Below are 13,488 nucleotides of genomic sequence, written 5' to 3'. Positions count from 1 at the left end.
GACCGAGATGACCCACCCCCACCAGGTCGGCAGCCATCGGATAGCCCCCAGACGGGTCTCGTTCGACTGGCGGGAGACCCCGCTGCACTGGATACCGGACGAGCCCACCGCCACCCACGTCATGAACGTCCTGCACCTGCTGCTCCCCGCGGGGGAGCGGTGGTTCGTCAAGGTCTTCAAGGAGGCCCTGCCGCTCGTCCGGGACGAAGCGCTGCTCAGGGACGTCAAGGGCTTCATGGGCCAGGAGGCCACGCACAGCGTCCAGCACGCGTACGTCCTCGACCACCTCGCCGAACAGGGCCTGGACACCACCCCGTACACCCGGCACATCGACTTCTTCTTCGACTCGCTGCTCGGCGACACCCCGCCCTTCGGGCTCCCGCTCTCCCAGCGGGAGTGGCTGCGCTTCCGGCTCTCGCTGATCGCGGCGGTGGAGCAGTTCACGGCGGTCCTGGGCAATTGGATCCTCCACGCCGACGGGCTGGACCGGGCCGACCCGGACCCGGTGATGCTGGACCTGCTGCGCTGGCACGGCGCGGAGGAGGTCGAGCACCGCGCGGTGGCCTTCGACATGTACCAGCACTGCGGCGGTGAGGGCGCGGGGCGCTACGCCCGCCGGGTGCTGGGCATGGCGGTCACCGCACCCGTGCTGTTGTACCTGTGGGGGTGGGGCACCCGCTATCTCATACGCAACGACCCGCCGCTCGCGGGTCGGCTGCGGTACACGCTCCGCCATCACAACCGTGCGGTGGCCAAGGGTCTGTTGCCGAGTTGGGGAGAGCTGGGCTCAGCCGTCCCGCGCTACCTCGGACGGTCGTACCATCCCTCGAAGGAGGGGTCGCTGCGCAGGGCCGTCGACTATCTGGCGACCTCACCCGCGGCACGGGCCGCGGCGGGCGCGATCGGACGCACCGCCCTGGCCTGAGGAGTTCGTAAGGAGCCAGCCCCCGTGAGCAAGCAGCCCCAGCAGCCTCGACAGCCCGAACAGCCGGACGTTCCCGAACGACCCGAGCCGTTGGAACGACCCGAGCCTCCGGAACGACCCGAGCCTTCGGAGCGGCCTGAGCCGCCGGCCGCCGAGTACCGGATCGAGGACCTGGCCCGGCACAGCGGCGCCACGGTCCGCACGATCCGCGGCTACCAGGACCGCGGGCTGCTGCCGAGGCCGGAGCGGCGCGGCCGGGCGAACGTCTACCGCGACACCCACCTCGCCCGGCTCCGCCAGATCGCCGGCCTCCTCGACCGCGGCTACACCCTGGCCAGCATCAAGGAGCTGCTGGAGGCCTGGGACGCGGGCCGGGGGCTCGGCGGCGTCCTGGGGCTGGTCGCCGAGGTCGAGCGGCCCTGGTCCGACGAGGAAGCCGGGCGGATGACGCGGGCGGAGCTGAACGAGAAGTTCGGCGGCACCCGGGACGACGCGGCCGTCGAGGACGCGGTGGAGCTCGGCGTGCTGGTCCGCCTGCCGCAGACGCCGGACGAATTCCTCGTCCCCAGCCCGCAGGAGCTGGCCGTCGCCGCCGAGCTGCACGCCGCCGGGGTGCCGCTGCTCGCCATCTCGGGCCATCTGCGGGAGCTGCGCGCGCAGGTCGAGCACATCGCCGGCCGGTTCCTCGACTTCACCACCGAGTACGTCTTCCAGCAGTACCTCGACCACCCCCCGACCGACGCGGAGGCCACGGAAGCCGCCTCCCTCGTGCGCCGGCTGCGCCCCCTCGCCCAGCAGACCGTCGACGCCGAACTCGCCCGCGCCATGCGCTCCCTGGCCACCCGCTACCTCCGCCACCACCTGGGAGAGGCGGCGATACCCGCAGCTCCGGACTCCGCGCCCGCACTCCCCCCACCCGCCCCCGGCCCCGATCCCGCGCCCGACGCCGAGCCGGTGCGGCTGCCGGCCGCGACCGTGCGGGCCGTCCGCGAGCTGGTCGGCGCGGAGCACACCGCCGCGTTCATCGCCGCGGCCGCCGAGCGCGAGGTCCGGGCCCGCACCATGGACGCCCTCGCCGCACGCCGCTGAGCAGGGCGTTCCCCAGGACGTTCCCCACCCGCACGGCCGATACTCGGCTGCCCGGCCCCGGCACACGGGCTACGCTCCGAGGCCGCGGCCCCCGCAAGGAGAGGGCCGGAGGGGAACAGCGATGGACATCCAGCGGGCGACCCGCATCTCGAAGTACCTGGCCAAACACCTTCGGCACGAACCCGAGCGGATCGGCATCGTCCTCGACGCGCAGGGCTGGACGTCCGTCGACGCCCTGCTGACGGCGAGCGCGGCACACGGCTTCCCCTTCACCCGGGCGGAGTTGGCGGAGGTCGTCGAGGCCAACGACAAACGGCGCTACGCGATCGAGGGCGACCGCATCCGCGCCAACCAGGGCCACTCGGTGCCCGTCGAACTCGACCTGCCGGCCGCCGAGCCGCCCGCGGTGCTGTTCCACGGCACGGTGGCGCGTTCCGTCGCGTCGATCCGTGCCGAGGGCCTCAAGCCCATGGCCCGCCACGCCGTGCACCTGTCGGCCGACCGCGAGACCGCGACCCGGGTGGGAGCCCGTCGTGGCCGGGCGGTCGTCATCACCGTGGACGCGGGTGCCATGCACCGCACCGGCCACACCTTCCACGTCAGTGAGAACGGGGTGTGGCTGGTCGAGCGCGTCCCGCCGGAATTCCTGCGCTTCCCCGGCTGAGACACCACCGCCCCCGCGCGGGCTCACAGCCCGGGCGCGCCCCACACCGGGAACCAGCGGCTCAGGTCCTCCTCGATCCGCAGGTCGTCGCCCAGCAGCGCCCGGACCCGCAACTCCAGGGCGTTGTCCCGCCGTTCGCCCCCGCCCGGCAGCGGCGCGAAAGGGTAGAACGTCCCCCGTTTGTAGAGGTAGACGAGCGCGAGCGGGTGCTGCTCCGCGTCGCGGAAGCCCAGCAGCGAGCAGAGCAACTGCGGCCCGAAGCCGCCCTCCTGGAGCAGCGTATTGACCGCGTGCAGATCGTTGACCAGCGCGGCGATGCCCTCCTGCCCCTCCTCCTGCCGTGCGAGCAGCCAGGTGTAGCCGTAGCCGTCCCGGCTGAACTCCACGGGGACCCCGCCGCGCCCCGTATCGGCGTCCAGCAGGGCCCGTACGTCCTGCTGGAGCCGCTGGAACGCCCCGCCCTCCACGCTCGCGAAGCACACCGAGCCCAGCCCGGTCGGAGTGAACCCGGCACCCGCGTCGAGGGTGACGGCGGCGGACGGCAGGGCGAAGAGCCGGTCGAGGTCGGGGCGGACCGGTTTGCTGCGGCCGAGGATGGTGTCCAGGAAACCCACAGGCGCTCCTTTCGCGGGTCGGTGGACGGCGGTGCCGGTCAGGCCCGGCCGAGCTGCGCCGAGATCCGGCCGAGCTGCTCCAGCCGCTGTTCCAGCGTCGGATGGCTGGACAGCAGTCGGCTCATTCCCTCCTTCGAGAAGGCGGGCGCGAAGTAGAAGGCGTTGAAGGGCTCGGCCTTGCGCAGGTCCCGGGTCGGGATCCGGGCCATCTGCCCGGTGACCTTGGTGAGCGCCGACGCGAGCGCCGAGGGGCGGCCGGTCAGCAGCGCGGCGGCGCGGTCGGCGGACAGCTCGCGGTAGCGGGACAGCATCCGGGTCAGCAGGTAGCTGATGGCGTAGACGACGGCGCTGATCAGCGGGATCAGCACCACCAGGATGGCGGCGCTGCTGTCGCGCCCGCCGGACTGGCGGAAACCGCCCCACAGCCCGACGCGGGTCACGATCCCGGCCAGGACGCCCAGGAAGGAGGCGATGGTCATGACGGCCACGTCACGGTGCGCGACGTGGGACAGCTCGTGCGCCAGGACGCCCTCCAGCTCCTCGGGCTCGAGTCTGCGCAGCAGCCCGGTCGTGGCGCACACCAGCGCGTTCTTCTGGTTGCGGCCGGTGGCGAAGGCGTTCGGCACATCGCTGTCGGCGATGGCGACCCGGGGCTTGGGCATGTCCGCGAGCGCGCACAGCCGGTCCACGGCACCGTGCAGCTCGGGCGCCTGCTGCGGGGTGACCTCGTGGGCGCCCATGCCGAAGGCGGCGATCCGGTCGCTGAACCAGAACTGGGCGATGAACAGGCTGCCGGCCAGGATCAGGATGATCGGCCACGCCCCGCGCAGCAGCGCCAGGAGCACGCCGACGAAGACCACATAGAGCAGCCCGATGAGGAACATCGTGCTCACCATGCGGGTGGTCAGCCCCCGGTCGGGGGCGAATCGGGTGCCTGGCATGGGACCTCCAAGGCTCTGCGGACGGTGCCCGCGGAAATACCTCTGCCCCGATTCTCCCTCTTCGCCCGCTATCGGCGGGGTAAAGGCGTCCGGTGCGGGTCGAAAACCCGCCCCGGGACGCCCCCGGGCGCCCGCGCGCCCGTCAGCCCCGTCAGCCCCGTCAGCCCAGCTGCGCGAGGCCCTCGGTGGCGATCTTCTCGAAGACGGCGACGTCCGCCGCGAAGAGCGAGTCCGCGATCGGCCAGTGCACCACGATCTCGTCGAAGCCCAGCTCGGCGTGCGAGCCCGCGAAGTCGACGAAGGCGTCGAAGGAGGCCAGCGGCCGGTCCGGGGTGAAGCCCGTGAGCATCACCTTCTCCAGCTCGGCGACGTCGCGGCCCTCGGCGGCGCAGGCGGCGCCGAGCTTCTCGATCTGCCCGGCGATGGCCTCCCGGGACTGGGCCGGGGTGCCCGTCTCGGACAGCTTCGGGTCACCCGTGGTCACCCACGCCTGACCGTGCCGGGCCGCGAGCTTCAGGCCGCGCGGTCCGGTCGCGGCGACCGCGAAGGGCAGCCGGGGCCGCTGCACACAGCCGGGGATGTTGCGGACCTCGAAGGCGGAGTAGTGCTCGCCCGGCTGTGTGACGACGTCCTCGGAGAGCAGCCGGTCCAGCAGCGGCACGAACTCCGCGAAGCGGTCGGCGCGCTCGCGGGGCGTCCACGCGCCCTCGCCGTCCTTGGACAGGGCCGTGGCGTCGAAGCCGGAGCCGCCCGCGCCGATCCCGAGCGTGACACGGCCGCCCGAGATGTCGTCCAGGGAGATGAGCTCCTTGGCGAGCGTCACCGGGTGCCGGAAGTTCGGGGAGGTGACGAGCGTGCCGAGGCGCAGCCGCGACGTCGCGGTCGCGGCAGCCGTCAGGGTCGGTATCGCACCGAACCAGGGCCCGTCACGGAACGTGCGCCAGGACAGGTGGTCGTAGGTGTAGGCGGTGTGGAAGCCCAGCTCCTCGGCTCGCTGCCACGTCTCGCGGCCGCCCTCGGACCAGCGGCGGTCGGGAAGGATCACGGTGCTCAGTCGCATGGAACCGACCCTAAGCGCTGGGTATGCCACACGGCACCGCAGGAAGGCCAGGAAAGGATCACACTCAAGAGCGTGCGACTGAACACTTGTGCGCCATCCCGCCCGTCGGTCAACGAGAATGGGACCGTGACTTCAGCGACCGAGCAGCCCGAGACCCCGGCCCTCCGCCGGCCAGCCGCCACGCCCCGGCTGATCGCCACCGACCTCGACGGCACCCTGCTGCGCGACGACAAGACGGTCTCCGACCGCACCGTCGCCGCCCTGGCCGCCGCCGAGGCGGCAGGCATCGACGTCTTCTTCGTCACCGGCCGCCCGGCCCGCTGGATGGACGTCGTCAGCGACCACGTGCACGGCCACGGCCTGGCCATCTGCGCCAACGGTGCCGCGGTCGTCGATCTGCACGACGGGGGCCGCTTCGTCGAGGTCCGCCCGCTGGAGCGGGCCGAGGCCCTGGCCGCCGTGGAGAGCGTGCGCGCCGCCGTCCCCGGCGTCTCCTTCGCCGTGGAGCACACCACCGGCATCCTCTACGAGACGCGGTACCCGCCCTTCTACCTCGACCCGGGCTCGGTCATCGACTCCGCCGAGCACCTGCTGGCGAACGGCTCCTCCGGCGGCGCCCCCGCCGACCCGATACTCAAGCTGCTCGCCCACCACCCCGACCTCGGCCCCGACGACTTCCTCGCCCGGGCCCGGACGGCGGGCGGCGCGCACGGCTCGTTCACCCGGTCCAGCCCCACCGCCCTGCTGGAGATCAGCGGCCTCGGCGTCAGCAAGGCCAGCACCCTGGCCCAGTGCTGCGCCGAGCGCGGCATATCCCCCGAGGAGGTCGTGGCGTTCGGTGACATGCCGAACGACCTGGAGATGCTCACCTGGGCGGGCACCTCGTACGCGATGGCCAACGCCCACCCCGAGGTCCTCGCGGCCACCACGAACCGCACGGCGGCCAACACCGAGGACGGCGTCGCGGCGGTCATCGAGCAGATCCTGCACGGCCTCCCCTAGCGGGTGCGCCCTCGCTCAAGCACCCTGCGGCTGCGGGCCGTCTTTGCCGCCTGCGGCGGCGGGCGCCCTGCGGGCGCGTCCTCAAACGCCGGACGGGCTTGCTTCGGCTGAGCTCAGCCGCCAAGCCTGTCCGCCAGACGGCCCGCGGCGGAAGGCCCGCCCTACAGCCGGACACCCCGGACCCGCAGCCACGCCACCGGATCGACGGCCGACCCGTACCCCGGCTTCGTACGGATCTCGAAGTGCAGGTGCGGGCCGGTCGAGTTCCCGGTGGTCCCGGACAGACCGATCCACTGCCCCGGGAGCACCGGCTCCCCCGGCGCCACGAACGACGCCGACAGGTGCGCGTACTGCGAGTACCAGCCATCGGCGTGGCGGATCACCAGGCTGATGCCGAACGGCCCGCCGCAGCCGGCGGAGACCACCGTCCCGGCCCCGACCGAGCGCACGGGGGTGCCGGTGGGGACCGCGAAGTCCTGTCCGGTGTGCCCGCGCGCCCAGCTCGCGCCCGAGTCGCCGTAACCGGCCGACAGCTCGTACGACAGCACCGGGCGCGCCCAGTCCGCCTCCTCGGCCGCCCCCGCCGTGTCCACGGCGGCCGGGCCGTAGGCGCCCGCCGCGGTGGTGAACCGCTCGCGGTCGAGCGGCTCGCACCGCCCGCCGGCGATGGCGGCCCGGGCCATGGCGTCCAGCTCGCCGCGCGCCGCCGCCAGCCGTCTGTCGGCCACCCGGCGCTCCGCGCGCAGCCGCGCGAGGTCCTCCTCGGCGGCGGGCCAGGAGGCCGCCGCCGACTGCTCCCGGGCCGCCAGCTCCCGGCTCCTGCGGTCGGTCTCCCCCAACGACGCCGCCAGCAGCTCCCGGCGGCGCTCGGCGGACGACCGGCGGCCCAGCAGCTCCATCGGGTCGTCCGAGGCCGCGGTGGGGGCATCGGCGGCCGTGAAACCGCCCGTGCGGTACTGCGCACGGGCGGCCGCCCCCGCGTCCTCACGCAGCGCCGACGAGACGATCCGCTGCTGGCGCAGTTGCCGGGCGACCCCCCGGACGCCCGCCGTCTGCTCCTTCGCCGCCCACACCCCGCTCTCGTACCGCTGCCGGGCCCGCCCCGCCTCCTCCGCCAGCCGGAACACCTGGGAGCTGACGCGTACGAGCCGGTCCGGCATCCTGCCGGCGCCGGCGGCCGAGGAGTCCGGGACCCCCAGCAGGCAGACCGCCACGCAGAGCGCGCACAGCACCGCACCACGGTGCCGGCGGGTCCGGCGGGTCTGGTGCGTCTGGCGGGTCCAATCTGTCCAATGGCGTCGGCGGGAAGGACGGTACGGGCGTCGCATGAACGCGATCGTTTCCCGCACACCACGGACACGCCCCCGCAGAGGACCGTTCGGGGGAGCCGATACCGCCACAAGAGCGGCACCGGCCGCGAGAACGGCCTACAGGGGCGCCTCCCACACCACCCGCGTGCCGCTCCCGTCCTCGCCGATCCCCGGACCGTACGCACTGGAGCCGCCCAGCGACTCGGCCCGCTTCGCGAGGTTGCGCAGCCCGCTGCGCCGGCCGCCCTCCGGGATGCCGACCCCGTCGTCGGCGACGGTCAGCCGGACCGCGTCCCGCCCGTCCGGCAAGGTGGCCGTCGCGTCGACGACCACCTCGATCCGGGTGGCCCGGGCGTGCCGGAAGGCGTTGGAGAGGGCCTCGCGCAGCGCCGCGATGAGGTTCTTGCCGGTGAGCTCGCCGACCTTCGCGTCGACCGGGCCGACGAAATTCGCGGACGGCTGGAAGCCGAGCGGCACGGCCGCCGTGCCGATCTCCCGCAGCACCCGGGTGCGCAGCCCGGCGGGCGCCTCCCCCGGCCCCTGCTGGAGGGCGAAGATCGCCGTACGGATCTCCTGGATGGTCACGTCCAGCTCGTCGACCGCCTGCCCGATCCGCTCCCGCACCTCCGGGACGACGGCCTTGCGCGCGGCGCCCTCCAGCATCAGCCCGGTGGCGAACAGCCGCTGGATGACCAGGTCGTGCAGGTCCCTGGCGATCCGGTCGCGGTCCTCGAAGACGGCGAGCCGCTCCCGGTCGCGCTGTGCCTCGGCCATGACCAGCGCGAGGGCCGCCTGCGCGGCGAACTGCCCGGCCAGGGTGCGCTCGGCGTCGGTGAACTTCCGCTCGCCACGCGCGCGTGGCGTCGCGAGCGTGCCGAGGACCCGCCCGCCGCTCTTGAGCGGCAGCAGCATGCTCGGACCGAACCGGGGCGCGACCTCCGTGATCATGCGCGGGTCGGTGGCCGAGTCGTCGATGAACACCGGCTCCCCGGCGAGCAGCTGGGAGACGACCGGGCTGTGCGGCGGTATCACCGTGCCCAGCAGTCCGGCCGGTTCGTCGGCGGAGACCGCCACCATCTCCAGCCCGCCCTCGTCGTCCGGCAGCAGCACGATGCCCGCCGCCGAGTCCGCGAGCCGACGAGCCTGTTCGGCGACGACCGCGAGCGCGTCCTCGGCGTCGTTGCCCGCCAGCAGGGCCGTGGTGACGGCCACCGAACCGTCGATCCAGCGCATCCGCTGACGGCCCTGGTCGTACACGCGCGCGTTGCCGATCGCGATGCCCGCCTCGGTCGCCAGGATCTTCACCATGTGCAGGTCCGCGATGCTGAACTCGCGGCCGCCGCGCTTCTCGGTGAGATAGAGGTTGCCGAAGATCTCGTCCTCGACGCGGATCGGAACGCCCAGGAAGTTCCGCATCGGCGGGTGTCCCGGCGGGAAGCCCGACGAGCGCGGGTCGTTGGCCAGGTCCTGGAGCATGACGGGCGCCGGCTGGTGGATGAGCGCGCCGAGCAGTCCGTGGTGCCCGTCGGGCAGGGCGCCGATGCGCTCGTGCTGCTCCTTGGTGACCCCGTAGGTGATGAAGTCCGCCAGCCCCTCGCCGGTGGAGTCGATGACCCCGATGGCGGCGTACTCGGCGTCGGCGAGGTCGGCGGCGGTCGCGGCGATCCGGTCGAGGACGCTGTGGAGTTCCAGCCCGGTGCCGACCGAGCGCATGGCTTCCAGCAGCTGCGGCACGCGCGCGCTCAGCTCCGTGGACATGCCCTGGAGGCTGCGGGTGGCCTCGGTGGCGATCTCCAGGGGGTCCATGCGCCGCGGCGCCCCCCGGCCGGGCGCGCCGGTGGGGGCCGCGGAAGCCGGGGGTTCCGGCGCGCCGGAACGGTCCCGCGGGTCGGAGGGTTCTTCCGTCGCTGCCATGCCTCCGAGCCTAGTAAGTACCATTTGTCATGGAAAGAGCGTTACTGCTGGTGTCCGCCACCAGTTCCCGCTCCAGCATCCGGCGGAACGGACCGTCCGCCGCCGCCAGCTCCTCGTACGCGCCCCGCTGCACCGCTCGCCCCCGCTCCAGCACGATCACCTCGTCGACCGCCGCCAGCCCGGCCAGCCGGTGCGTGATCAGCACCGTCGTACGCCCCTCGGTGGCCGCCAGCAGATCGGCGGTCAGCGCGTCGGCGGTCGGCAGGTCGAGGTGCTCGGCGGGCTCGTCCAGCACCAGCACGGGGAAGTCCGCGAGCAGCGCCCGGGCCAGCGCGAGCCGCTGCCGCTGGCCGCCGGACATCCGCGCCCCGTGCTCGCCGACCAGGGTGTCGAGCCCCTGCGGCAGACCGTCCACCCACTCCAGCAGCCGCGCGGTCCGCAGCGCCGCACGCAGCTCCGCCTCGTCCGCGTCCGGCCGCGCGAGCCGCAGGTTCTCCCGCACCGAGCTGTCGAAGAGGTGCGCGTCCTGCGCGCACAGGCCCACCAGCCGCCGCAGGGCGTCGCCGTCCATGGCGGCCGCGTCCTCGCCCGCCAGGGTGTACGCACCGGACTCGGCGTCCAGGAAGCGCAGCAGCACCTGCGCGAGCGTGGTCTTGCCCGAACCGGACCGGCCCACGACCGCGACCCGGCGGCCCGGCACCAGCTCCATCGACAGCCCGTCCAGGGCCGGCACGTCCTGCCCCGGGTAGCGTGCGGTCAACTCCGTTACGCGCAGCGGGAACGGGGAATCCGGTGCGGGCCGCGAGCCGTCCCGTACGGGCAGGGGGGCGTCCAGCACCTCGTACACCCGCTCGGCGGAGCGGCGCACCCGCTGCCGGTAGCGCACCGCGAGCGGCAGCGCCGACACCGCCTCGAAGGCCGCCAACGGCATCAGCACGACGACCGCCAGCCACAGCCCGCCGAGCCGGCCGTCGTGCACGGCCTGCACCCCCGCCCAGGCAGCGGCGGCCACGGTCAGCCCGCAGGCGAGGGCGGACAGCCCGGCGCCGAGCGCCCCGGCCGCCGACGTGCGCCGGGCGATGCCGGTGAGCACCCCGTCGGCGCGCTCCACCTCGGCCAGCCGGGACGGCAGCGCGCCCGCCGCCGTCAACTCCGGTGTCCCGGCCAGCAGATCGACCACCTGTGTGGCCAGCGCGCCGCGCGCGGGCGCCAGCCGCCGCTCGGCGCGCCGGGCGACCGCGGCCGACAGCGCGGGCACGGCCGCCCCGGCGGCCAGCAGCCCGACGGCGAGCACCGCGCCCGCCTCCGGCAGCAGCCACGCGGTGAACCCCACCGAGGCGGCACCGACGACGACGGCCGTGCCGAGCGGCAGCAGCCAGCGCAGGAAGTAGTCCTGGAGCTCGTCCACGTCCGCGACGAGCCGGGACAGCAGATCGCCGCGGCGCGTCTCCCGCAATCCGGCCGGGGCCAGCCGCTCCAGGCACCGGTACACCGCGACGCGCAGCCCGGCCAGGGCCCGCAGCACGGCGTCGTGCGAGACCAGGCGCTCGGCGTAACGGAAGACGGCCCGGCCGATCCCGAAGGCACGGGTCGCGGTGACGGCGACCATCAGATAGAGCACCGGCGGCTGCTGGGAGGCCCGCGAGATCAGCCAGCCGGAGACCCCCATCAGCCCGACGGCACTGCCGAGCGCGAGACTCCCGAGCAGCAACGCGAACGCGAACCGCCCCCACCAGGGCCTGCCGGCGGCCCGCACCCGGGCGAGGGGGCCGACCGCCTCGGCCGGAGAAACGGCGGAGGTCCCGCCCGCGCGTACCCGGGCACCCGCCGGGCGGGCGTCCTCATGGTCCCCACCGACGTCACGGGTGACCGGAGCGACCGGGCCCGCCCCGGCGACAGGCCCCACCTGGGCCCCGGGCCCGGCTGCCTCCGCCGGAGGAACCACCGAGGAAACCAGCGCGGGCACACCCGCGCGTACCGGGGCGCCCTCCGGGTGGGCGTCCTCGTGGTCCCCACCGGGGCCGCGCGTGCCCGGCACGGCCGGGGAAACAGCCGAGGTCACCGTCGGGGCGTCCGGAGCGGCCTCGCCGTGCGGCGCGGGAATTCCCGTGCGCAGCCGGGCACCGGCACCGGCGGGGAGAGCCGCGCTCTCGCCACGTTCGGCCGAGGCGGCCGGACCCGCCCCGGCCAGGGACCCGGCAGGGGCCCCGGACGCGACCGGCCCGTTGTCGACAAAGCCACCCGCGGGGCGGGGATCCACCGGGCCGGAGGCCAACGGCAGTCGGACCACCCGGTCGGCGACAGCCAGCAGCGCCGGCCGGTGGGCGACCAGCAGCACCGTGCGGCCCATGGCCAGCCGACGTACGGCCTCCACCACCGCGGCCTCCGTCTCGCCGTCGAGGCTCGCCGTCGGCTCGTCGAGCAGCAGCACGGGGCGGTCCGCGAGGAACGCCCGGGCCAGCGCGAGGCGTTGGCGCTGCCCGGCGGAGAGCCCGGCACCGTCCTCGCCGAGGCGGGTGTCAGTGCCGTGGTGCAGCATGGAGACGAAGTCGAGCGCACCGGCCGCACGCAGGGCGTCCCGCACCTGCGCGTCCGTGGCGTCCGGCCGTGCCAGTCGGACGTTCTCGGCGACCGTACCGGCGAAGAGACGGGGTCGTTGCGGGACCCAGGCCACCTGGTCCCGCCAGCTTTCGGGGGAGAGCGATGACAGATCCGCACCGCCCACGCACACCCGCCCGGCCGTGGGCCGCGCGAAGCCCAGCAGCACATTCAGCAGGGTCGTCTTGCCGGCGCCGCTCGGCCCCACGAGCGCGACCGTCTCCCCGGGCCGCACGGCGAACGAGACCTCGGGCAGCGACGGTTCGGCCCGCCCCGCGTGCCGCACCACGAGCCCCTCGACGCTCAGCGCAGCGCTCCGGGCGTCCGGCGCGGGCCGGGTGCCGGCCGGGCCGGGCTCGGTCTCCAGGACGGCGAAGACCTCGTCGGCGGCGGCCAGCCCCTCCGCCGCCGCGTGGTACTGCGCGCCCACCTGCCGCAGCGGCAGATACGCCTCGGGCGCCAGGACCAGCACCATCAGTCCGGTGTAGAGGTCGAGTTCGCCGTGCACGAGCCGCATGCCGATGCCGACCGCGACGAGCGCGACCGACAGGGTGGCCAGCAGTTCCAGGGCGAAGGAGGAGAGGAAGGCGAGGCGCAGCGTGCGCAGCGTCGCGCGCCGGTAGTCGGCGGTGATGGAGCGGATCGACTCGGCCTGTGCCTTGGCCCGCCCGAAGACCTTGAGGGTGGGCAGCCCGGCGACGACGTCGAGGAAGTGCCCGGAGAGCCGGGACAGCAGCCGCCACTGCTTGTCCATCCGGGACTGGGTGGCCCAGCCGATGAGGACCATGAAGAGGGGGATGAGCGGCAGCGTGAGGACGATGACGAGCGCCGAGACCCAGTCGGCGGTGACGATACGGGCGAGGACCGCGACCGGCACCACGACCGCGAGGCCGAGCTGGGGCAGATAGCGGGCGAAGTAGTCGTCGAGGGCGTCCACCCCGCGCGTCGCGAGCGCGGTCAGCTCGCCGGTGCGGCGCGTGGCGAGCCAGGAGGGCCCGAGGCGTGTCGCGTGCGCGAGCAGCCGCCTGCGCAGCTCGGACTTGACCGCCGCGCTCGCGCGGTGCGCGGCCAGCTCGGTGAGCCAGGACACGGCCGCCCGGCCGACGGCCACGGCGGCCAGCAGCGCGAGCGACGTGCCCAGGTCACCGGCCGTGCGCCCGTGCTGGAAGGCCCCGGTCACCACCTCGGCGATCAGCATCGCCTGGGCGATGACCAGGCCGGCCCCCGCCAGTCCGAGCACGACGGAGGCGACCAGGAAGAAGCGGGTCGCGGCGGCGTACCTGAGCAGTCGGGGGTCGACGGGCTTCATGCGCGATCAGTCCTCGGTGCGGGATCGGTGGCCCCTGCGGTCACCCTGGCGGTTCTTCGGCT

General features: G+C 74.3%; 10 protein-coding genes. 4 read left to right on the top strand and 6 right to left on the bottom strand.

The window, feature by feature from the left end:
- The first annotated feature begins 7 nt into the window (after window positions 1-7).
- The 3 genes from FHS38_RS19105 (at window position 8) to FHS38_RS19095 (ending at window position 2,678) form a co-directional block, all read left to right on the top strand.
- Complete coding sequence (locus FHS38_RS19105; RefSeq protein WP_184734913.1) at window positions 8-925, top strand: metal-dependent hydrolase; 918 nt, start codon at window positions 8-10, stop codon at window positions 923-925.
- A gap of 90 nt (window positions 926-1,015) precedes the next feature.
- Window positions 1,016-2,014: a MerR family transcriptional regulator gene (locus FHS38_RS19100; RefSeq protein ID WP_184735075.1), complete on the top strand. Its 999-nt coding sequence runs from the start codon at window positions 1,016-1,018 to the stop codon at window positions 2,012-2,014.
- Window positions 2,015-2,135: 121 nt separating this feature from the next.
- The gene (locus FHS38_RS19095) at window positions 2,136-2,678 is read left to right on the top strand and encodes an RNA 2'-phosphotransferase (RefSeq protein ID WP_184734911.1); all 543 of its coding nucleotides are present in this window, start codon (window positions 2,136-2,138) and stop codon (window positions 2,676-2,678) included.
- 23 nt (window positions 2,679-2,701) lie between these two features.
- On the opposite strand, the gene pspAB is transcribed toward FHS38_RS19095, so the two are convergent.
- From pspAB to FHS38_RS19080, 3 genes are all read right to left on the bottom strand, one after another.
- Window positions 2,702-3,292 (bottom strand): PspA-associated protein PspAB, encoded by a 591-nt coding sequence (gene pspAB / locus FHS38_RS19090; protein WP_184734909.1) that lies wholly within the window; start codon window positions 3,290-3,292, stop codon window positions 2,702-2,704.
- Window positions 3,293-3,330: 38 nt separating this feature from the next.
- Window positions 3,331-4,233 carry a zinc metalloprotease HtpX gene (gene htpX / locus FHS38_RS19085; RefSeq protein WP_184734907.1) on the bottom strand — a complete coding sequence of 301 codons (903 nt, stop codon included), beginning with the start codon at window positions 4,231-4,233 and terminating at the stop codon, window positions 3,331-3,333.
- Window positions 4,234-4,393: 160 nt separating this feature from the next.
- On the bottom strand, window positions 4,394-5,293 hold the full coding sequence (locus tag FHS38_RS19080; RefSeq protein WP_184734905.1) for an LLM class flavin-dependent oxidoreductase: 900 nt from the start codon (window positions 5,291-5,293) through the stop codon (window positions 4,394-4,396).
- 126 nt (window positions 5,294-5,419) lie between these two features.
- On the opposite strand from FHS38_RS19080, the gene FHS38_RS19075 reads away from it, so the two are divergent.
- On the top strand, window positions 5,420-6,295 hold the full coding sequence (locus FHS38_RS19075; protein ID WP_184734903.1) for a Cof-type HAD-IIB family hydrolase: 876 nt from the start codon (window positions 5,420-5,422) through the stop codon (window positions 6,293-6,295).
- 161 nt (window positions 6,296-6,456) lie between these two features.
- Here the strand turns inward: FHS38_RS19075 and FHS38_RS19070 are convergent, their stop codons facing one another.
- From FHS38_RS19070 to cydD, 3 genes are all read right to left on the bottom strand, one after another.
- Window positions 6,457-7,527 (bottom strand): peptidoglycan DD-metalloendopeptidase family protein, encoded by a 1,071-nt coding sequence (locus FHS38_RS19070; RefSeq protein WP_184734902.1) that lies wholly within the window; start codon window positions 7,525-7,527, stop codon window positions 6,457-6,459.
- Between the two features lie 195 nt (window positions 7,528-7,722).
- Window positions 7,723-9,411, bottom strand: a complete 1,689-nt coding sequence (locus tag FHS38_RS19065; protein WP_184735073.1) for a GAF domain-containing sensor histidine kinase — start codon at window positions 9,409-9,411, stop codon at window positions 7,723-7,725.
- A gap of 118 nt (window positions 9,412-9,529) precedes the next feature.
- Window positions 9,530-13,426, bottom strand: coding sequence for a thiol reductant ABC exporter subunit CydD (gene cydD, locus FHS38_RS19060; RefSeq protein WP_184734900.1), 3,897 nt, complete (start codon window positions 13,424-13,426; stop codon window positions 9,530-9,532).
- Between the last annotated feature and the right edge of the window lie 62 nt (window positions 13,427-13,488).

The organism is Streptomyces netropsis (assembly GCF_014203545.1).
Classification (GTDB): Bacteria; Actinomycetota; Actinomycetes; order Streptomycetales; family Streptomycetaceae; genus Streptomyces; species Streptomyces netropsis.
Note: the sequence above shows the minus strand (reverse complement) of the source record. Positions and strands in the feature narration are given on the sequence as shown.